Consider the following 21,219-nt stretch of genomic DNA (forward strand, 5'->3'; position numbering starts at 1 on the left):
CGTCCTAACATCATTATCTTAATCTTTTTTACGCTTAATCCCTACTAAACCTAACATAGACAAGATTCCACTTCCAACATAACCAAGCATACTAGATGCTGTACCAGTATTCGGCAATGATGGTTTCTTAGGCTCTTGTGGTTTTTCAGGCTCAGGAGTATAAGTCGTTACTTTCGCTTCCATTTCTTGACCATTGACAATATTAACAAAAGTATTCTCAACTTCTCCAGGCGCATTACGCTCCGCCTCAATGTAGAAGTCAGCATCAAATGTTCCTTTAATTCCTAGAGAATTCAAGAAATCTTGATTGATAACATAAGACCATACCCCTGTTTTCTCGTTCCACTTAACAGTCACAAGTTTCTTGATGAACTCAGAATTTGTGCCTTGGTTGAACTCAAAGGTAAAGGCATAAGTGCTACCTTTGGCAATCTTATCTCCTGCCTTAATCACTTTACCATTCTTCAGGATAACATCGTATGGCAACGTTAGCTCTTTTTCTGCTTTATATTCTGTACCCTTGATGATACCTTTCCAATTACCTGTATATCTGTCATGCTTCGTATCGAGCTTATCCAAACCATCATATTGATACAACATATGGTGTCTTTCTGGAACAGTGACACCATCAAGAAGGTACTGAATCAACTCACCCATTTGAACTTCTTTACCGTCAAGAACTTTCTGACCTGTTTTATCAAGCGCATGTTTTTCTGGATGTTTTGGTTTAGGTGGCTCTGGAGTATGGGTTGTTACTTTCGCAGTCATTTCTTGTTTATTGACAATATTGATGAAGGTATTCTCAATCTTATCACCAGTTTCAATACGCTCAACTTCGATATAGAAGTCAGCGTCAAATGTTCCTTTTACTCCTAGGGAATTAAGGAAGTCTTGATTGATAACGTAAGACCATGCCCCTGTTTTCTCGTTCCATTTAACAGTCACAAGTTTCTTGATGAACTCAGAATTTGTGCCTTGGTTGAACTCAAAAGTAAAGGCATAAGAGCTACCTTTGGCAATCTTATCGCCAGCTTTGATAACCTTACCATTTTTCAATGTCACATCATAAGGTAACACAAGCTCTTTTTCAGCAATATATTCTGTTCCTTTAACGATACCCTTCCAGTTCCCAGTATAGCGGTCATGCTTCATATCAAGTTTATCCAAACCGTCATATTGATACAATGTATCATGTTTTTCTGGAACAGTTGCACCATCAAGAAGGTACTGAACAAAATCACCTAGCTGGACTTCTTTACCATCAAGAACTTTCTTGCCAGTTCTATCAAGTACATGTTTTTCTGACTTCACATCTGGCACTTCAACTGTCACAAGATTCGACTGATGTCCAATTCCAAAATCAATTTGATAAAAATCGTTCTTCACAATTTGACCTTTTTCTACAAGCAAACGTGCAGGAAGTTCAATCGTGATATTCTTATCTTGTTTAACGTAGTTTTTATAGAATGAAGCAGAATTTTTCGCTACCCAAAGGTAAAACTCACCTTTAGGGTTCAAACCAGCTTCTTTCAAAATGCTTTGAATTTCTTTTGTACGTTCCTTTTCAGAAAGTACATGGTACATATTAAAGAGTGCTTTCACATCTTTACCAGTAGAATCCTTCATAGTAATTTTACTATCAACTACCTTGTAAGCACCATCTTGTACATCATCTACCATAGCCCATGTTTTACCATAAGTCTTAGAATCAGTGGTAAAAGTTGAATATGGTTTGTAGTCAGTTGTCAAACTGAATTTCACATTTTTGTCAAATGTATTTGCGCCATCAATGTTGTGACCATAATTATCAATAATAGCTTTCACAGGTTTGGGAGTTGAAGGTTGAACACGCAAACGTGAATAATTCACTTTTACATTAGGAACTAAAGGCATTTCAGGAATTTTTTTCTTCTCTGGTGGAGTTGGTGCTGGTGGAGTTGGAAGAGTTGTACGAGGAACAAACTCTTTTGGATTTTCCAATGTTGGCATAGGAATTTCTTTAGTATCCTTCTGTTTCAATTCAGGTTTAACTGGTTCAACAGGTTTAATCACTGGTCTTTGAATAGATGAATTTACTCCCCACAATCCAAAAGTATAACCATGAGCATTAGTAATCTCTAAATCAGTTGGTGCTGGTTTACCTTCCTTCTTCGCAATTTCTTCTAAATAGGCTTTATAAGCATAATAATGACTCTCAGGACGAGTATTATTTGTACCAACCCATTTTGAATATCTTGAAGCTGTATAAGTCAAATGATTCTTTGAACCCCACCCAATACTCAACAATGAACCTTTAGGTACAGAACTTTCCCCTAATGCTCCAGAACCTAAAACACTTCCTACACTATAATCACCTAGTCCAGAAGTATCATCATAAGTAAATTTAACAGGGCTTACAGTCCCTTTAATAAACTCTTTACCATTTTCAACTACTTTAGTCAATTCAGAATCTGGGTGAATCTTAAGAATACCAGTAGATCCATCTTGATATTCATAACGATACATTTGATCATAATCCAGGTCAGTCAAAACATTTACATAGGCAAGATTGATTGGTTTACCTGTTGCTTCATCAAAATATTCAATATCCAAATCCACTACCTGATAATTCGATTGAGAAAAATCAAATGCAGAATGTGATTCTTTTTTTGACCACAATACATTCATTCTAGGCTGAATATTATCATTACCTTTTACTTTAAATTCAGGAACTGGATCAGAAGTAAAAGTAAATTTTGCTAAAATAGACTTACCTGATTCGGTACGTCCAATATTATTAAGTGTAAAATAATCACCCTTCTTCATATTCTTTAAGAAGAAACCTGTTACCCCTTCTTTGGTGTCAATAGTTTTCTCCAATAAATCACTTCTACTCAATTTTACTTCTGTCTTTGGAGAAGCACTTAAAAAACCATCAACTACTTCTAAATCCTTAACACCTTCAAATACAGAATGAAAATTTTTATAAAAGTCTAAAGACCCTCGACCTGATTCATTATAATCTCCATAAAGATTTACTCCTGTTGAAGAAGCAACAAGACCGAGTTTTTCTAATTTTGCTTTTTGCTCATTATAGATAGCTAAATCTTGATTATATTTTTTTAAACCCTTGTCATATTTTTCTTTAGCATTTTTATTGCTAACTTCAATCTGCTTATTCGCATTTTCTTGATTCAACTTAGCTTGCTTATAATCAGCTTCTTTCTTAGCGTTATCACGTTCGATCCGTGCATTTTCAGCTTTAGTATCAGCTTCTTTCTTAGCATTATCAGCAAGAATAGCCTTATTTTCAGCTTCAATACGTTTGACTTCTGCTTCATGATCTTTTACAGCTTTTTCAAACTTATCTTGTTTATCCTTGTTTTCTTTTTCGATTACTTCACGTTCTTTAGTAGTTTTATCTACTTTAGAAGAATAATCATCAGTCACAGTTTTGACATTTTTTTCCTGATTAACATAATCAACTTCAATTTCTTTCTGCTTACCTGCTACTGTTTCAGAGGTTGCAACACCTTTGTCCTGAACTGCTCCGACTTCAACTTTAACGCCTGCGTTTTTAGCGTCTGTTACAGCTTTGTCAAGTTTGTCATGAGCAATAGGAACTTCTACTTCTGTTTTCTTCTCCACTGCAACAGGCTTAGCAGTTGAAACTTCATCAGCCGATACCGTTGAAGAAAATACCATTCCCAACATTCCAAGTGCAAGAATAACACCACATGCACCACCAACCTTCAGTTTACGGATTGAACCATAAGCCTTAAATTCTTGTGTCTTTGACATCTTTTTTTCTCCTTTTAAATTAAAAATTTTTTATATTTTATCAATCTCAATCATTATAGTCCTAAGAAGGTGAACGAGATCTTTTAAAAATCATTCCAATCATTTCATTTTCCTTTCCAAACAAAAAAGCCAGTTTTTACTAAACTGACTTTTTTTATCTATATCAAACCCATTTTCCTGAATAGTCAACACGGTATCTGCCTTGAACGATTTCATTACGAGCATAAGAACCATCTGATTTCAAATAATACCATGCCTTATAATTTAAATCGTAAATCCATTCATTTACAGCCATAGCACCATTAGACTTCAAATAATTGCTTCCTATCCAGGTATTTACAGCCATATAGCCACCTCTCTTGAAATAAAACCAAGAGCCACCCAATTTCATCCATTCATTATTCGCATAAGAACCATCTTCTTTTATAAAGAACCATGAATTGTAATATTTATCATATACCCACTCTTTTTCAGCCATCTTACCATCTGACTTCAAATAATTGCTTCCTATCCAGGTATTTACAGCCATATAGCCACCTCTCTTGAAATAAAACCAAGAGCCACCTAGTTTCATCCATTCACTATTCGCATAAGAGCCACCTTCTTTAATGAAAAACCAGGACTTATAGTTTGAATCGTAAATCCATTCATTTTCTGCCATAGCACCATTAGACTTCAGATAATAGCTTCCTAACCAAGTATTTGTTGACATATAGCCACCTCTCTTGAAATAGAACCAAGAGCCACCTAGTTTCATCCATTCACTATTCGCATAAGAGCCACCTTCCTTCAAATAGAACCATGAACCATAATATGAATCATAAACCCACTCTTTTTCAGCCATCTTACCATCAGACTTCAGATAATACGAATCTTGAAACTGATTAGAAACAGGCTTACCATTCAAATAATAATACCACGAACCATTTTCCTTAACCCATCCATTCTTACTTGAAGAAGGTTTACTTTGATTTTGAGAAGGTTTGCTCGGTTTATTCATATCTTGTTTCTGAGAAGGTTTATTCGATTTATCCTTGTCTTGTTTTTGAGCAGGATTAGATGGCTTAGCAGGACTTATATTTTGTTTTTCCTTATCCTTCTTAGCTTTTTCTTGCTTCTCCTTCTCTTCTTCAGATTTTAAGCTATCAATCTCCTTCACAATTTTATTGTAATCATTATAGGCTGTTTGTAACTTCTCGTACTTACCTTTTTCATCTTGTAATTCTTTTGATTTTTTAGCTAAAGTTGCTTGTCGATTGCCTTCTGTTGTATTTGACGGACTAGAAGTGTTAAAAACGCTCTTTGTTGCTTTAGATAAATCTTCATTAGAAACTTTAATATAACTAATTCCTAATCCATCTTTTAAATAATGAAGTGAAACTCCAAGATACTCATTCTGATAAGTAGTTCCATAATTTACACCAGCAATAGATTGAGCATGAAGAAATTCTGAACCATTATATAGAAATTCTAGTATAGAATAATGAATCCATTGTTTCATTTCAGCTTTAGTCATTTCACTTGAACCACCACTTAAAGCAAAGTAGTTTTCATAGTACTGACCACCATATTCGCTTACTTCATCTTTCTTGCTAGAAGTAGGCAAGCCATATTCTCTAGCTACATCATTGATACCTTTTACATAGTGCCAATCATAAATACTTCTATTTGCTTCAAGAACTTTTTTTGAAAGTTTATCAGAAAAATCAATAGATGAATTAGCTAATGAAACCTGGGGCATTCCCATCTGTCTACGAACTTGATTAAGCATATCTAAAGCAAAGTAATTCAATTCAACTACAACTTCTTTAGGAAGGTTGTTGATATCATAAACTTCTACTTGATCTGAAGCGCTAGAAATAAAATTCTCTTCTTGATAACGTAATTTACTGCTTTCTGACTTCAAAATTTGTTCTGCTCGATCTCTTTCAGCATCACTTTTATCATAATTGAAATAATCTTTAAGAGCCTTTGCATACTCAGCACTTACTTTAATCGTATTCTTTTCTGAATAAGGTACATTTAACTGAGCTACTTGTTGTTCTAATTCTTTTATCTTGTTTTCACTTTCCTTCAAAGAATACCAGCGACCACTAACTTCAAAACCACTATCACCATTCTTCTTAGCAAGTTCATTTCTTTGATTATCCAATTCTTTAATCTTAGATTGTCTTGCAGAATCAGCATGAACAACACTACAACTAAACGCAAGCAAAGTTGCAGTTGAAATCAACGCAAACGACCTTTTGAAATTCATTATAAAATCCCCTTTTAACAATATTATTTATTTTATTATACTATATCTTCCAATTCAATCATTTTTGAACCACAATTTTCACATCTATATTTATTCCAGCAATTCTTAACAACTAAATCATCATACATATCACTGTTATCTTCAGGACTTCCATCAAGATTAACTCTAAAATATGAAAAACCTGACATCTTTTGCTTCATAACCGCAACAGTTCCACCACATTTTTTACAAGGATAAAATTTCATATAATCACTCCTTCTTTAATACTCAATAATCACCCCATCTTCTCTGAAATGACTATACGTTCTTTCAATTTTAGAAATTATCTTACTGTAATAACTACGAGTCAACTGACCGACACCATACAATTGATAATACAAATCATCACAACATTGCTTTGATGATACATAGACATCAGCACCATTTTTTACATGAGCATAGATTTTCAAATTCCAGCAGAATCGACTATAGATTCGATTATACTCTTTTATAATCCATTCTTCTGAATATGTCCTTAACCCCTCTTTATAACCATACTCTTCGATTTTAACACACCTCTCTCCTACTAATCAATCTTCTCAACTAGGTCAAGTAAGAATCGCTTCACTTCACTCTTATAAACATACTTAGTCTTATCATCAGCAAAGCGAATAGTTTCTTCATAACTTTTCCCTTTAGTCAACATTGTTACCAATCCATGAGAAAATTGATGATGACACCCTAGATTATCTAAGTCCTTTGTTGACAAAACTTCTTCACGCTTCACAGTAAATTTTTCATCAACATTAATAAAATCATCTATCGCACAGTTATAATACTTTGCTAACTTGTAAAGTTTATCAATGCCAGGCTCACGTTCTCCACTTTCATAGCGTTTATATGCTTTCTTTTGGATACCTAGATAATTTGCTAAATCATCTTCCGACTTATTATTCTTCTCTCGATACAAACGAAGTCCCATTGACACATTCAACATAAATCCTTTTCCTCTCTACTTTAATGTGATAATCGCAAAAAAAACCACAAACAACACAAATACAAACAGAATTATCAAATGACTAAACATCCAATAAATCAAAAACATCATCAAAATAAGCATAGACAATAGCATTCCAACTCTTACTAAGTAGATCCAAATATCCATCTTTCCTCTTTTCTATTCTCTACTCATATTGTTAGTTTACATAAAAGAATACTTTCTTATATTCCCTTGTGAAAACTAACAATACTTTCAATTCTTATCAGGACAAAACCTGTTTTATAAAAATTAAATGATTGTTAATTTTGTTTTTTGAGTAAAATTAAAAAGGCTTATATTTCAAAGCCTTTTCTTTTTACTCTTTCTTTGTATGCTCTTATCTTCGCACACTTTCAGCTTCTCAGCCTACTACCTTCGCCAAGGTCACAAATTTAAGGATAACTCAATATCCCCTCTTTCTTACCCAAAGGCATTAGCAAGATTTTACTCTTACACACCGACCATACAATAAAGCCTCACTATCTCACTCTAGCTACCTCTTCAAAGTATCATTGACTGCTCCACAGCCGTCAGTTCCCTTTTCTTATCTACTAAGGTGAAAGGACGAAAAACCCAACGTGAACTTTACAAACTCTAAACTCCTTGCCAACCACATTTACTTATGGTATAATAATACCGTATATAAAACAAAAAACAAAATATCGTAAACAGCTTAGTAAGATGGAAACACACTTTGCTGGATTTTTGTGTTCAAAAAATATTAGAAAAGAGAACATTATGACTGAAATCATTACTAAAACAATATCCATCATTTACAATATTGTGAAGTTGTTAATCCGTCTTTACATTAAATCTTTTGACTCAAATCCATATTTGACAACCTTTTGTACAATATTCATCATTATACGTTATCTATGCTTTCCATAGTATTACTAAAAAAGTCAGTAAAGAGTTTAGAATCTATAAAGTTTTGTAGATACATTTCATGGAATCTAGTTAGTAGATGTGACTGAGTTTAAGAAAGTCAAAATAAAGGTCACACGTAAGCACGTAACTGAGAAAGGGTTCTTCTCAAAATTGAAAAACAACTAGACTCCATGAAATATACCTACAATCAAGCAAGTCTTGACATTTTCCCAAAATTCACGTATAATTAAATTGCTAAATTTTTATATTCGTGTTTGGTCAGTGTCTATCATTGCCTGACACGTTTTTTTATTTAATTTTCAAAGACCAATAACTACTATCGTTAGTTAGAGAAAATACCTTATATCTGTTATCACTTTTCAAAAGAAATCACTCAATCATTTACTTGAAACAAAACTCATATTTGCAAACTATTGATTATTCTTCTTTAAAGTTTTAGATACAGATAGGTCCCACTCTAGCTAGCTTTAATAGCTCTAGCAGTACAACCAACTCGCACTTGATTGTACTAAAGAACCATTAAATTAAATAAAGGAATCTATATTATGGCAAAGAGTAAACTTCACCCTTTCGTCCTCCAAGGAAACCATCTCAAAGATGACTTCAATTCCCATAACAGAAATTGTTATCAAGAAAATGGAAAGAAAGTTACAAAGAGGAAAGTTGATAAAGCTAAAAATATGGACAAGGCTTTCAAGACCCGCTCGAAAGGAAAATTGACTATCCTAATTCCTGTCCGCAAAGGAAACGAGATTATCTTTCCTAGTCGAACAAAATAGTCTCAAAGTCAATGTAATCTTCAGACGGAACTTCATTTATCTCCTCGTCTAACTTCAACAAAACTTTTCCTAGCGCTTGACGATACATCAATGAAACACGTTCAATATCATTTAGACGAATTTCCGAGAGTCCCTGCATATCATACTTATCTCTAAGACTTTCTACCATTTCAAGATTATCTTCACAAATTCTTGAAATATCTGAAATAAACGAGAACATTTGTAATTTTGTTTTTTCTTTATTTGAGAAAGTTGACTGTTCCATTCTCTACTCCTCATTTATTTTATGAAAGGTATTGACTTAACAGCTTTTAATCTGTATTATTATAATACAACTTTTTATCTGTTTTGTCAACAGGGTTTTTAAAACTTTTTTATGTTTTCTAAAAATTTAAAAGAATTAAGATTGAAAGCCAATCTTACTCAAGCACAAATTGCTCAAGAGTTGGATATTACTCAACAATCCTATCAAAAATGGGAAAGCGGTAAAAGCAAACCAACCCTTAACACCCTTGAAATGTTTTCTGATTTCTTTGGGGTTTCTATCGAAGAACTTCTATCTGATGGGACTGTTCGTATCGAATCAATCCTCAACGCTGATAAAATCTCTTACAAGAACCAACTACTATCAGATGAAACCGTTGAACTTATTAAGAAAACTATAAAAGATTCATTATAGCTGTTTTTGTTTTATCGCTATCAGCTATATTTATATTATATAGCTATTAGCTATTTTTGTCAACACTTTTTTTGAAAAAATTTATTTTTTTATTTAGAAAGGAACTCTTATGTTTTCTGAACGACTAAAAGAACTAAGAAAAAACAAGGGCTATACTCAAAAAGAAATTGCTCAAGAGTTAAATATAGCCCAATCAAGTTACGCGGATTGGGAACGAAACAAGAAAAAACCTACTCAAGAAAAACTAACCTTGATAGCTGACTTTTTCAAGGTTTCTACTGATTACTTACTAGGTCAAACCAATATTCCAAATTCAACTCTTGAAGCTGACATCGACACAGCTATTGATAACTCAGTCGCTTATGATGGTACACCAATCACAGATAACGACCGTGAAATTATCAAAGACTTCCTAAAAGACTATTTTGCAAACAAAAAATAAGTATGAACCTAAATAAAGTTATAAAAGAGATAGAACAATTAAATTGTAAAGTGATCACTCTTAACAACTTATCAAGTAAAGGTAGATATGTACTTGTAAATAACCAGCACTTTATTTTTCTTCGTTCCGACACAAGCGATATTGAAAAAATAAATGTACTTCTTCATGAAAAACACCATTTAATCAATGATGATTGCAACAATTCACTTTCTCAAATTGATACTTTTAAAAGTCACATTGAAAACAACAGTGAAAAAGGACGAATCCTTGATTTTATGAGTTTAGTGAATAGTGAATATCCAATAGATGAACACTTCAACTATCAAGACTACCTTAAAAATGCCGACATTCCAGCAAGCTATGAAAACTACGTTAAAGAAATAGCTACACATTTTTATAATGAAAACAAAAAAAATAACATTATCTAATGATAGTGTTATTTTTTCTATTTCCGAACAAATTTTAAATACCTGGTTGCCCATTTTGACCTAAAAAACGAATCAAATATCCAGGAACATTTAATTTTTCTTCGCTTTTTACTCTAAAATAACATCTCCCCAAAACTCGCCATTACAAGTTACCGCCAATTCATTATCTAAATAACCTGTAAAAAATCCCCCACCTTTTCTATGAAATGTAATTTCTACAAAATAGACTTCTAAATCAGCTTCATATTCTTTATTAACCGTCATACTTGTACCAGCTTCCATTTCTTCTAGCTGATCTGAATACTCCTTCAGAAAATCTCTCACAAAATAATTAAATTTTGAAATCATGTTTTTGGGAACTCTATCCTGATAACTTATTTCTTTAATTTCCATATTCTATCTCCTTAAAATAAATCCGAATGAGTACCTACACGTTCAAAAACAACATGAGTACCTCTCTCTAAATAATAATAAATCATAAGTAAATCAGACTTTCTTCCACCAATATGGATTTCCCATAACTTCGGTATTCTTTTTCTAGGCTCTAAAACATGCTTCTTATATTCATAACCCAATTCTTCATCATTTATTATCTTCTTAACAGCTTCGTTGATAGGAGTTATATCTATTCCACGCTTAATTATTTTAGCCAAATCTTTATTGTATCTATTTGAAAACTCATAACTAAGCATTTTCTCTTACCATTCTTTCAAAATATTCATCTACACTTTCAGAACATTTTGTTATTCCTTCATTTTCATATTTCTCTATACTCTCTTTGAAAGCATTTTGAGTAATTTCATTATATTCATCTATACTTCTCGTCCGAATATAATCTCCATTTTCTAAATCAATTTCATAATCTGTATTAAGTTTTAATTCAAAAGGAATACTTCTCGTCAACACACTCTGTTTCAAAAACAACTTTACAGCAGTTGTCATATCTAACCCCAATTCACTAAAAACTTCAGTCGCATCTTTTTTTAATTTATCATCTACTCTTACAGCAATTTGTGACATAGCAATTCTCCTTTTCTTATTGTATATCTATTGTATCACTATTAGAAAGACAATTCAACTTTTTATATATAAGTAAATACAAAATAAAATAGACCAGCTTTCTGATCTACTTTATTCTATATTCATTGACTTTTGGTCAAAGATTCCAAAAATACTAACCTATTTTAAAAAACTAAATTGTGATGATTGCCCCTAAACAAACACTTTGAATACTCTTTACGCTTCCCAAAATGCCAAAACAGCAACAGCCTTATCAAGATATAAAACCATATCCTTCAAATACGCTATATCAGTTTCAAGAGATTGACTTCTCATAAATAACCTCTCTATCATTCAAAAAATTTTTCTTAACTAACTTCCCAATATTCGTTTTAGGAGAAAGTAAATCACTAACCAATAGAATATCTATATTACTATCAAAAATAGTTAAAAGCCTACCATATACATCAAAATATATCGAATCATCCTCTAACTCCAAAGCAATATCAATATCACTTTTTCCATCAGCTTCACCCCTAGCATAAGAGCCAAATAGATAAATTTTAGACAAATCATACTGTTTAGCAATAGGAACAATCTTATCCTTTATCTGTTCTACTGTATAAACCATTGCTTCTATCCTTTTTTTATATTGTCAATACATTACAATTATATACCTATTAAATACAGGCTTTAAATTTAAACTTGCAACTTCTTCTCTAATGCTTGTGCCAAAACTTCTGAATAGTTAATCTTTTCTCGATCAGCAAGACGAACTAGCCATTCAGGAACGGTCACGTTCTTTCTAATCGCCTTGTTACTTCTCACAAAAGGCGCAGGATCAACTTGAATCATTGATACAAAACCATCTGAAACTTCAATCTTTAAAATATCACTTGGAGTAGGCAACGCCATCCCTTCATCGATATAAGAAGCTAAAACATTTTCAAGCATTTCTCGAGCATTTTTCATCGCTTCTTCGATATTTTTTCCTTCTGTACCACCACCAAATTCTGGAAATTCTACCCAATATCCTGTTCCTTCTTTATGAAAAATAGCTGGATACGTTTTTAACATTCTACTACCTCCAACATTCTACTACCTCTGATGTAAAAAGACTTAGGAAAGTAAAAATTACAATCCTAAATCTTTGAGAATCTTTCTCTCCAATCCCTTTCCCAAATCTTCATTTCCATGAACTGGAATCGTGACAAGATAAGAAAAACCCTCTTTCTTAAAATGATGATGACTTCCTCTTTGACGAACTTCAACCCATCCATTCTCAAGAGCTAGTTTCACCATTTCTTTACCTGTAAGTGGCATATATTATTGTTACCTCCTTACACTTACTATTATACGCATTATGTGTATAAATGTCAAATTAAAACAAACCACTTTTTCTCAATAGCTACAAAATAAAATAGACCAGCTTCCTGATCTACTTTATTCTATATTCATTGACTTTTGGTCAAATTTTGGTCACACTTTGGTCAAAGATTCCAAAAATACTAACCTATTTTAAAAAACTAAATTGTGATGATTGCCCATAAACAAACACTTTGAATATTCTTTATGCTTCTTTACATTTCTAAAAATGCCCCCTGCAGGAATCGAACCTGCAACTACTCCTTAGGAGGGAGTTGTTATATCCATTGAACTAAGGGAGCTAGATAAAAACTCTGCTGAAAAAGCAGAGTTTTTTAGTCGAATTAACGACGGATTTCTTTGATACGAGCTGCCTTACCTTGAAGTGCACGCAAGTAGTACAATTTCGCACGACGTACTTTACCGTAACGAACAACTTCGATTTTTTCAACACGTGGAGTGTGGATTGGGAAGATACGCTCAACACCTACACCGTTAGAGATTTTACGAACTGTGTAGTTTTCTGAGATGCCAGCACCTTTACGTGCGATAACAACACCTTCAAAAATCTGGATACGTTCACGGTTACCTTCGACAACTTTCGCGTGTACACGAACAGTGTCACCAGGACGGAATGATGGGATATCTGTACGAAGTTGACCTTCAGTCAAGCTTTGGATTAATGGATTCATTTTATTCTCCTATCTTTGTCAATCTTGAGGAACCTTCCTCAGCGGATAAACTGTATTTTTGTGCGTCCATTACACACAAGATACAGTTTACCAAATTTCCATAAAAAAGTAAAGAAATTTATAGCAGAATTCCTAAAAAAATCGCAACCAAACCACCTAGATAGGTCAAAGCTAAATAAGAATAAAATACCTTCTTATCACTTAACAGTCTTTGGAGTTCGTCATTTAAGGTAGAAAAGGTTGTTAAACCTCCACAAAAACCCGTCGCTAAAATAGCATAGACTTCCTTAGATTCCACATGATTGTAGAATAATCCAATTAAAAAACAACCTAGAAGATTGGCTATGAGCGTTCCGAGTGGCAATTTAGATGCTTGATTATAGCGGGAAAAGAAATAACGTACTAGAGCTCCGAAGCCACAAGCAATTGCAAGATAGACCATTACCATTTCTTCCTCCCTAGAAAATAAGCCAAGAGTAGACCTCCACCAATACTCAAAAGCAAATACATAACTAAACTAAGATAACGCCCTGTATCCAGTAGTTTCACAGCATCAAGCATGAGACTAGAAAAGGTTGTCAAACCACCACAAAAACCTGTACCCAGTGCTAAAATAACGCCTTTACTGGTTCCCTTATAGACTAAATAGCCCTTAACAAGATACACCAAGCAGAAAATGCCTAAATAGTTAACAAGAAGGATGCCCCAAGGGAAATCTGGACTGGCTGGTAACCAAGTAGAAACCAGGTAGCGAACCAATCCACCCAACATAGCAGCTAGAAAAATTCCTAGCGGATAAAATTGCTCTTTTTTCATTTGATATTTTGATCCTGATAATCACGCGAACGTTTGAGTATGTCCGAAAAAGTCGAGACAATAGTCTCCTGATAGCGCTTGTCCTCTACACGACTTCTAACCTTTTCAAAGATAATTGCTTCTCTCTTGGTATCTAAAATCGGTTTACCCGAAGCTTTCTTATAAGCCACAACCCCTTCAACTAAGTGCATTCGTTCTTCTAGAAGTTTAACAATTTGATCGTCGATGTGATCAATTTCTTGGCGAATAATATCTAAATCCATACAGTCTCCTCCTTTATTTGAATTATTGTATCAAAAAGCCACCAAATAGGCTAGTAAAATCTCAACTCACGATAAAAAAATGCACTGATTGATTACATCAGCGCACTTTTATACTTATCCTACTTTAGCAGCCAATTCTTCTGCGAATTGTTCCAAGCGTTCAATGTCTTCTTCCTCAGCAGAAAGATCAACTTTAACACACTCTGAACCTTTTTCTGCTCCTGTTGACACAAAGACACGGTCAAAGTCATCAACAGCCTTACAGAATTCATCGTAGAAGGTATCTCCTGAGCCGACCACTCCGTAGATTTTGCCATTCAAGTTGAGGTCAGCTAGGTCTTCGTAGAAGTCCATCATCTCATCTGGCAATTCTCCATCACCATAAGTATAGGTCGCAACGATAGCGATGTCTGCTTCCAAGAAGTCTGAAGCGTCAACAGTTGTACATTCATCAACATCAACATCCAAGCCCAAGTCACGTAATTTGTCTGCTACAATATCTGCAATTTCTTCGGTATTACCGGTCATACTGGCAAATACAATTTTTGCTAATGCCATATCGTCCTCCTCAATTTATCTTTCTCCATTATATCACATCTTTTTCATTTTAAAAATAAAAATTCTTGTGCTACAATGAAATGAGAAAGAATTGAGGTTATTTATGGAAATTTGCCATCAAATTTTAGAAAAAATCAAAGAATACGACACGATTATCATTCATCGACATATGAAACCAGACCCTGATGCCTTGGGAAGTCAAGTGGGCTTGAAAGCTCTTCTCAAACATCATTTCCCTGAAAAAACCATCAAAGCCGTTGGTTTTGATGAACCAACTCTTACTTGGATGGCGGAAATGGATCTTGTTGAAGATAGTGTCTACCAAGGGGCACTTGTCATCGTCTGTGATACGGCTAATACTGCTCGTATCGATGATAAGCGCTATCGTCAAGGTGATTTTCTCATTAAGATTGACCACCATCCAAATGATGATGTATATGGTGACCTATCTTGGGTCGATACTAGTTCAAGTAGCGCTAGTGAGATGATTACCCTATTTGCCCAAACAACTCAACTGGCCTTATCAGATCGTGCTGCTGAGTTGCTCTTTGCAGGAATTATCGGTGATACAGGTCGCTTCCTCTATCCTTCTACCACTGCACGAACCCTCCGACTGGCGGCTTATTTGAGAGAACATAAGTTTGACTTTGCGGCTCTCACTCGCAAAATGGACACTATGAGTTACAAAATTGCTAAACTTCAAGGCTACATCTACGACCATCTTGAAGTGGATGAAAATGGCGCAGCTCGAGTGATTCTGAGTCAAGAAGTCTTGAAACAATTCAATGTTACCGATGCTGAAACTGCCGCTATTGTAGGAGCTCCTGGTCGGATTGACAGCGTCAGTCTCTGGGGAATTTTTGTGGAGCAGGCTGATGGCCACTACCGAGTTCGCTTACGCAGTAAAATCCATCCTATTAATGAAATTGCCAAGGAACATGATGGAGGAGGCCACCCTCTAGCAAGTGGTGCTAATTCCTATAGCTTAGAAGAAAACGAAATCATCTACCAAAAGTTAAAAAACTTGCTTAAAAACTGATAAAATACTTGCCAAACTTTTCAGAATCTGATAGACTAGTATGGTAACAATCTATGGCTCGCAAAGAGACCATGGCAGAAAGGAAATATTGCAAAATGAAAAAAGATATCCATCCAGAATATCGCCCAGTTGTCTTCATGGACACAACTACTGGTTACCAATTCCTTAGCGGTTCAACAAAACGCTCTAACGAAACAGTTGAGTTCGAAGGCGAAACTTACCCATTGATCCGTGTGGAAATTTCATCAGACTCACACCCATTCTACACTGGACGTCAAAAGTTCACTCAAGCAGATGGACGCGTGGATCGTTTCAACAAAAAATACGGTCTCAAATAATGATAAAAAAGAACAGTTTCAACTGTTCTTTTTTTCTTCTTTTTATGAACCAATCACTACTATTATCTCTTTATCAATCCTCAAGCTGATGCCAAGACCTGACTTAGACAGGTTTAAAAAATATCGAAAAGAAACTTGACATTGAGAATGGTCAAGATGAATGAAACTACGTAGCCTAGGATTGTATTCCACTTGGCATTGGTAAATTCTCCCATCACTGACTTCTTAGAGGTAAGATAGATTAAGGGGAAGATTGAAAACGGAAGAGCAATAGAAAGAAAGACCTGTGAATAGACCAACAACTGATCCAAGGTTTTTTCTTGATATCCAAACAAGATAGCAACCATAATCACAGGAAGCAAGGCAAAAATACGTGTACCAATACGGATGATCCACTGAGGTAATTTCATATGCAAGAAACCTTACATAACGATCTGACCAGTCAAAGTACCTGTGATAGTAGAATTTTGACCGCTTGCTAAGAGGGCCGTAGCAAATAAAGTTGACAGAGTTGAGCTGGCTATCGCTCTTGCTATTGTCGAATCCTGTAAAGCATTGTATATTTGAGAGAAAGCTGAAATTTCAGATGAATGACCAAAAAAGAGCGATGCCCCTAAAATGAGAAGTAAGGAATTGACAACAAAGGCTAGGGACAACTGAAGATTTGAGTCCCAGGTCATAAAACGCACAGCTTTTCGAATATCCTTTTTATCCTTATGGTTGATTTTCCTTGTTTGCGAAAGGGATGAATGGAGATAGAGATTATGAGGCATGACTGTCGCTCCTACAATTCCTAAAGCCAAAGTCAGTTGACTCTCATGTCCCGGCAAAGGACTCTCAAACAAAGTTGATGTCGGTAAATAGCCACCAAAGATACCCTGCATACTTGGATTGGATAAAGCCACCAGATAAGAAAATATTCCTAATATAGTTAAGATAAGGGTTGTAACAATAGCTTCAATCTTCTTGAAGCCAAATTTCATCAACAAAAGCAAAAGAAACACATCTAAAACCGTTAGGAGGATAGCCACCATAATCGGTATTTTAAACAAAAGATTCAAGGCAATCGCTGAACCCAAAACCTCAGCCAAGTCTGTCGCCATTAAAGCTAATTCTACAATCACCCACAGACTATAACGGAGCCACTTAGGAGCATGATGAGCTGTTGCCTGCGCTAAATCCATCCTAGTCAAGATACCAAGCTTTCCAGCCATCTGTTGTAATTGCATGGCGATGATGGATGAAATCAAAATAACAAATAAGAGACTATACTTGTAGGAAGCACCACCAACCACACTGGTAATCCAGTTTCCAGGATCCATATAACCAACTGCTACAAGAGCTCCAGGCCCCAAAAATACTTTTAGATTTTGCCAAAATGATTGTTATTCGGAGTTTCAATAGATTGGTTGATCTCAGAAAGAGAGACCTTTTTGTAAGAAGACATCGGAATATTCACTTTCTAATCTTGTCTTTACCTATTTTATTAATGGATTTTGAAAGAAATGTTGAAAATAGTTTTCTATTTCCAATTTATTCTTATTACATCACATTTTGAAATGATTCTTAAGGAAAGTATGATAGTTGAAATAAGCAACACCAGTATTGCAAAAAACCAGCGTTTTCTGACGCTGGTTTTTTAACTGTGAAAATTCTTTCTAAACTAGATTGCTTCTGTAACAAAACTACGGCTTTCCAATACTTTGAGCATGGCGTTAGCTGTATCTATTGCTGTGAAGAGGGGCACCCCGTGTTCAATAGCTGAACGGCGGATTTGCTCTCCATCCTCGTCAGCAGTTCGTTTTGTTCCTACTGTGTTAATGATAGCTTGAATTCTTCCTTTACGAACAAAGCTTGGAATATCCTTATCGTCATCACCAATCTTACCAACAGGTTGGGCTTGCAATCCATGACTGGCAAAGAAGGTTGCTGTCCCTTCTGTCGCGAGGATTCCATAGCCAATATTTTGGAAACGACGAGCCAAGTCCAAAGCTTCTTCTTTGGTATCATCAGCGATAGTAAATACAACGTTACCAAAAATTGGCAAGTGTAAGTAAGAAGCTTCAAAAGCTTTATAGAGAGCTTTTTCCAAAGTAGTATCAGAACCCATAACTTCACCTGTTGACTTCATTTCAGGACCAAGTAAGCTGTCTACCTTAGCTAGTTTGGTAAAGGAGAAGACAGGTGCCTTGATATGAACGCGAGTACTTTCAGGGTAAAGACCATCTTGGTAGCCAAGTTCTTCCAAACTTTGACCGAGAATAAGCTTGGTCGCTACTTGAGCCATAGGAATATTGGTCACCTTAGAAAGGAATGGCACCGTACGGCTGGCACGTGGATTGACCTCAATAACGTAGACTTTTTCATCCTTGATGACAAACTGGATGTTCATCATTCCAAGGCAGTTAAGACCGATTGCTAGGCGTTTAGTATAGTCTGCGATTGTTTCTTGCACCTTTTGCGACAAGGTTTGTGGTGGGTAAACGGCCATTGAGTCACCTGAGTGGACACCGGCACGTTCGATATGTTCCATAATACCAGGAATGAGTACATTTTTACCATCTGAAATGGCATCAACTTCGCACTCTTGCCCAACGATATAAGAGTCGACAAGAACTGGGTGGTCTGGACTAGCCTTAACAGCAGTTCGCATGTAAGAACGAAGGTCTTCTTCGTTTTCAACGATTTCCATGGCACGTCCACCAAGTACATAAGATGGGCGGACAAGAACTGGGAAGCCAATCTTGCGAGCTGCAAGAACTGCTTCTTCTTCATTGGTAGCCGTTTGTCCTGGTGGCTGTGGAATATCCAATTCTTTTAGGGCTTGCTCAAAGAGATCACGGTCTTCAGCACGGTCTAGATCAGCAACCTGTGTCCCAAGGATGGTCACACCTGCTTTTGCCAGTGGTTCAGCTAGGTTGATGGCTGTTTGACCACCAAACTGAACGATAACTCCTTTTGGTTGCTCCAAATCAATGACATTCATAACATCTTCGAATGTCAATGGCTCAAAGTAAAGCTTGTCTGATACAGAGAAGTCTGTTGAAACGGTCTCTGGGTTTGAGTTCATTATGATAGCTTCATAGCCAGCCGCCTGAATAGCCTTAACCGAGTGAACAGTTGCGTAGTCAAACTCAACCCCTTGACCGATACGGATTGGACCAGAACCTAGAACAAGTACAGATTCTTTATCAGACTTGATTGATTCATTTTCCCAACCATAGGTTGAATAGAAGTATGGTGTTTCAGAGTCAAATTCTGCCGCACAAGTATCTACCATCTTATAAACTGGAACAATCTTGTTTTCCAAACGAAGCTGACGAACGTGCTCAGCAGTCGTTTTCCAGAGTTCAGCAATCTTACGGTCTGAAAATCCATTTAGTTTAGCCGTTTTCAAAACGTCTAGATCTTGTGGATGAGCTCCCAACTCCTGTTCAATTTCAAAGATATGCAAGAGTTTATCCAGATAGAAGATATCAATCTTAGTCAATTCAGCAATTTCTTCTGGTGTGTAACCACGGCGAATAGCTTCTGACACATAGAAGAGACGGTCATCTTGGGCTTTGACAACTTTTTCAATCAAGGCATCATCAGAAACTGCTGAAAGTTCAGGCATTTCATTGTGATGCACCCCAATTTCAAGGGAGCGACAAGCCTTAAGAAGAGATTCTTCAATGTTACGACCGATTGCCATGACTTCTCCAGTGGCCTTCATCTGAGTACCAAGACGGCGTTCACCTTTTTCAAACTTGTCAAATGGGAAACGAGGAATCTTGGCAACCACATAGTCAAGGGCTGGTTCAAACATGGCATAGGTTGAACCCGTAACGGGGTTGATCACCTCATCCAAAGTCAAACCTACTGCAATCTTGGCAGCCAACTTAGCAATCGGATATCCTGTCGCCTTAGAAGCAAGAGCTGACGAACGCGATACACGAGGGTTTACTTCGATAACATAGTACTTAAAACTGTGTGGGTCAAGGGCCAGCTGAACATTACATCCACCTTCAATCTTAAGGGCACGAATAATGCTCAAGCTTGCGTCACGAAGCATTTGGTTTTCATAGTCTGACATGGTTTGGGCAGGGGCAAATACAATGGAATCCCCTGTGTGGATCCCAACTGGGTCAAAGTTTTCCATGTTACAAACAACCAAAGCATTGTCAGCTGAGTCACGCATCACTTCGTATTCGATTTCCTTGAAACCTGCGATTGAACGCTCAATCAAACATTGGGTAACAGGTGATAATTTCAACCCATTTTCAGCGATTTCACGTAATTCTTCCTCATTGGCACACATACCACCACCAGTACCACCAAGTGTAAAGGCTGGACGGACGATGACTGGGTAGCCAATTGTCGCTGCAAAGGCAACTGCTTCTTCGACAGTGTTAACAATTTCAGATTCTGGAATGGGTTGCTCAAGTTCCTCCATCAATTGTTTAAAGAGATCACGGTCCTCGGCTTGGTCAATGGCAGATAATTTAGTTCCCAGAAGCTCAACACCAAGTTCATCTAGGATACCATTTTTAGACAATTCCATGGCCATGTTGAGCCCTGTCTGACCACCAAGGGTTGGTAGCAAGGCATCTGGACGCTCCTTACGAAGAATACGTGTCACAAACTCAAGTGTAATCGGCTCAATATAAACCTTATCAGCAATTTCCTTGTCCGTCATGATGGTTGCAGGGTTTGAGTTAACCAAAACAACCTCATAACCTTCCTCTTTCAAAGACAAGCAAGCCTGGGTCCCAGCGTAGTCAAACTCAGCAGCCTGACCAATAATAATCGGACCAGAACCAATCACCATAATTTTTTGAATATCAGTACGTTTAGGCATAGTTTATGATACAAAGCCCGTAAAGAACACAGTGAAAA

At 35.9% G+C, this 21,219-nt stretch carries 22 protein-coding genes, 1 tRNA gene and 1 pseudogene; 5 read left to right on the forward strand and 19 right to left on the reverse strand.

Annotation, left to right across the window (positions count from 1 at the left end; genetic code table 11):
- Positions 1-18: 18 nt before the first annotated feature.
- The 5 genes from FBF73_RS03735 to FBF73_RS03765 all read right to left on the reverse strand — a co-directional run bounded on the left by FBF73_RS03735 (position 19) and on the right by FBF73_RS03765 (position 8,987).
- Positions 19-3,780 (reverse strand): SspB-related isopeptide-forming adhesin, encoded by a 3,762-nt coding sequence (locus FBF73_RS03735; protein WP_136937016.1) that lies wholly within the window; start codon positions 3,778-3,780, stop codon positions 19-21.
- A 163-nt stretch (positions 3,781-3,943) separates the two neighbouring features.
- The gene (locus tag FBF73_RS03740; protein ID WP_136937017.1) at positions 3,944-6,037 is read right to left on the reverse strand and encodes an SEC10/PgrA surface exclusion domain-containing protein; all 2,094 of its coding nucleotides are present in this window, start codon (positions 6,035-6,037) and stop codon (positions 3,944-3,946) included.
- A 35-nt stretch (positions 6,038-6,072) separates the two neighbouring features.
- The gene (locus FBF73_RS03745; protein ID WP_136937018.1) at positions 6,073-6,282 is read right to left on the reverse strand and encodes a hypothetical protein; all 210 of its coding nucleotides are present in this window, start codon (positions 6,280-6,282) and stop codon (positions 6,073-6,075) included.
- Positions 6,283-6,602: 320 nt separating this feature from the next.
- Positions 6,603-7,013: a helix-turn-helix transcriptional regulator gene (locus tag FBF73_RS03755; RefSeq protein WP_125410940.1), complete on the reverse strand. Its 411-nt coding sequence runs from the start codon at positions 7,011-7,013 to the stop codon at positions 6,603-6,605.
- A gap of 1,692 nt (positions 7,014-8,705) precedes the next feature.
- Positions 8,706-8,987: a hypothetical protein gene (locus FBF73_RS03765; protein WP_000438215.1), complete on the reverse strand. Its 282-nt coding sequence runs from the start codon at positions 8,985-8,987 to the stop codon at positions 8,706-8,708.
- Between the two features lie 111 nt (positions 8,988-9,098).
- Here FBF73_RS03765 and FBF73_RS03770 point away from each other — a divergent pair, with 111 nt between their 5' ends.
- The 3 genes from FBF73_RS03770 to FBF73_RS03780 all read left to right on the forward strand — a co-directional run bounded on the left by FBF73_RS03770 (position 9,099) and on the right by FBF73_RS03780 (position 10,271).
- Positions 9,099-9,401 carry a helix-turn-helix domain-containing protein gene (locus FBF73_RS03770; protein ID WP_136937021.1) on the forward strand — a complete coding sequence of 101 codons (303 nt, stop codon included), beginning with the start codon at positions 9,099-9,101 and terminating at the stop codon, positions 9,399-9,401.
- Positions 9,402-9,510: 109 nt separating this feature from the next.
- Positions 9,511-9,843, forward strand: coding sequence for a helix-turn-helix domain-containing protein (locus FBF73_RS03775; protein ID WP_136937022.1), 333 nt, complete (start codon positions 9,511-9,513; stop codon positions 9,841-9,843).
- A gap of 2 nt (positions 9,844-9,845) precedes the next feature.
- Positions 9,846-10,271 carry an ImmA/IrrE family metallo-endopeptidase gene (locus FBF73_RS03780; RefSeq protein WP_136937023.1) on the forward strand — a complete coding sequence of 142 codons (426 nt, stop codon included), beginning with the start codon at positions 9,846-9,848 and terminating at the stop codon, positions 10,269-10,271.
- Positions 10,272-10,379: 108 nt separating this feature from the next.
- On the opposite strand, the gene FBF73_RS03785 is transcribed toward FBF73_RS03780, so the two are convergent.
- From FBF73_RS03785 to FBF73_RS03845, 12 genes are all read right to left on the reverse strand, one after another.
- Positions 10,380-10,664: a hypothetical protein gene (locus FBF73_RS03785; protein ID WP_136937024.1), complete on the reverse strand. Its 285-nt coding sequence runs from the start codon at positions 10,662-10,664 to the stop codon at positions 10,380-10,382.
- An 11-nt stretch (positions 10,665-10,675) separates the two neighbouring features.
- Complete coding sequence (locus tag FBF73_RS03790; protein ID WP_060805787.1) at positions 10,676-10,963, reverse strand: type II toxin-antitoxin system YafQ family toxin; 288 nt, start codon at positions 10,961-10,963, stop codon at positions 10,676-10,678.
- Entirely contained in the window at positions 10,956-11,291 is a 336-nt protein-coding gene (locus FBF73_RS03795) for a type II toxin-antitoxin system RelB/DinJ family antitoxin (protein WP_136937025.1), read from the reverse strand. Before FBF73_RS03795 ends, FBF73_RS03790 begins: the two co-directional genes overlap by 8 nt.
- A 295-nt stretch (positions 11,292-11,586) precedes the next feature.
- Entirely contained in the window at positions 11,587-11,901 is a 315-nt protein-coding gene (locus FBF73_RS03805) for a nucleotidyltransferase family protein (protein WP_136937026.1), read from the reverse strand.
- Positions 11,902-11,969: 68 nt separating this feature from the next.
- Entirely contained in the window at positions 11,970-12,347 is a 378-nt protein-coding gene (locus FBF73_RS03810) for a type II toxin-antitoxin system HicB family antitoxin (RefSeq protein ID WP_000921490.1), read from the reverse strand.
- Between the two features lie 57 nt (positions 12,348-12,404).
- Positions 12,405-12,593, reverse strand: a complete 189-nt coding sequence (locus FBF73_RS03815) for a type II toxin-antitoxin system HicA family toxin (RefSeq protein ID WP_001131503.1) — start codon at positions 12,591-12,593, stop codon at positions 12,405-12,407.
- 272 nt (positions 12,594-12,865) lie between these two features.
- Positions 12,866-12,937: transfer RNA gene (locus tag FBF73_RS03820), tRNA-Arg, on the reverse strand.
- Positions 12,938-12,979: 42 nt separating this feature from the next.
- Positions 12,980-13,327, reverse strand: a complete 348-nt coding sequence (gene rplS / locus FBF73_RS03825) for a 50S ribosomal protein L19 (RefSeq protein WP_001068669.1) — start codon at positions 13,325-13,327, stop codon at positions 12,980-12,982.
- 118 nt (positions 13,328-13,445) lie between these two features.
- A complete protein-coding gene (crcB, locus tag FBF73_RS03830; RefSeq protein ID WP_012972531.1) occupies positions 13,446-13,775 on the reverse strand; it encodes a fluoride efflux transporter CrcB in 330 nt (109 codons plus the stop codon).
- Complete coding sequence (gene crcB / locus FBF73_RS03835) at positions 13,769-14,143, reverse strand: fluoride efflux transporter CrcB (RefSeq protein ID WP_084886381.1); 375 nt, start codon at positions 14,141-14,143, stop codon at positions 13,769-13,771. The genes crcB (FBF73_RS03830) and crcB (FBF73_RS03835) overlap by 7 nt, the downstream gene beginning before the upstream one ends.
- Entirely contained in the window at positions 14,140-14,406 is a 267-nt protein-coding gene (locus tag FBF73_RS03840; protein WP_136937027.1) for a chorismate mutase, read from the reverse strand. Before FBF73_RS03840 ends, crcB (FBF73_RS03835) begins: the two co-directional genes overlap by 4 nt.
- 114 nt (positions 14,407-14,520) lie before the next feature.
- A complete protein-coding gene (locus tag FBF73_RS03845) occupies positions 14,521-14,964 on the reverse strand; it encodes a flavodoxin (RefSeq protein ID WP_001162128.1) in 444 nt (147 codons plus the stop codon).
- 103 nt (positions 14,965-15,067) lie between these two features.
- Between FBF73_RS03845 and FBF73_RS03850 the strand changes: the two genes are divergently transcribed.
- Positions 15,068-16,003: a DHH family phosphoesterase gene (locus FBF73_RS03850; RefSeq protein WP_136937028.1), complete on the forward strand. Its 936-nt coding sequence runs from the start codon at positions 15,068-15,070 to the stop codon at positions 16,001-16,003.
- Positions 16,004-16,098: 95 nt separating this feature from the next.
- Entirely contained in the window at positions 16,099-16,341 is a 243-nt protein-coding gene (locus tag FBF73_RS03855) for a type B 50S ribosomal protein L31 (protein ID WP_000710764.1), read from the forward strand.
- 113 nt (positions 16,342-16,454) lie between these two features.
- Here FBF73_RS03855 and FBF73_RS03860 read toward each other — a convergent pair.
- Together FBF73_RS03860 and carB are read right to left on the reverse strand one after the other, a co-directional pair.
- Positions 16,455-17,788: pseudogene (locus FBF73_RS03860) on the reverse strand (Nramp family divalent metal transporter).
- A 216-nt stretch (positions 17,789-18,004) separates the two neighbouring features.
- On the reverse strand, positions 18,005-21,181 hold the full coding sequence (carB, locus tag FBF73_RS03865; protein ID WP_136937029.1) for a carbamoyl-phosphate synthase large subunit: 3,177 nt from the start codon (positions 21,179-21,181) through the stop codon (positions 18,005-18,007).
- Positions 21,182-21,219: the final 38 nt, after the last annotated feature.

It is taken from the genome of Streptococcus mitis (assembly GCF_005144795.1).
In the GTDB taxonomy this organism is placed as follows: Bacteria; Bacillota; Bacilli; order Lactobacillales; family Streptococcaceae; genus Streptococcus; species Streptococcus mitis_BB.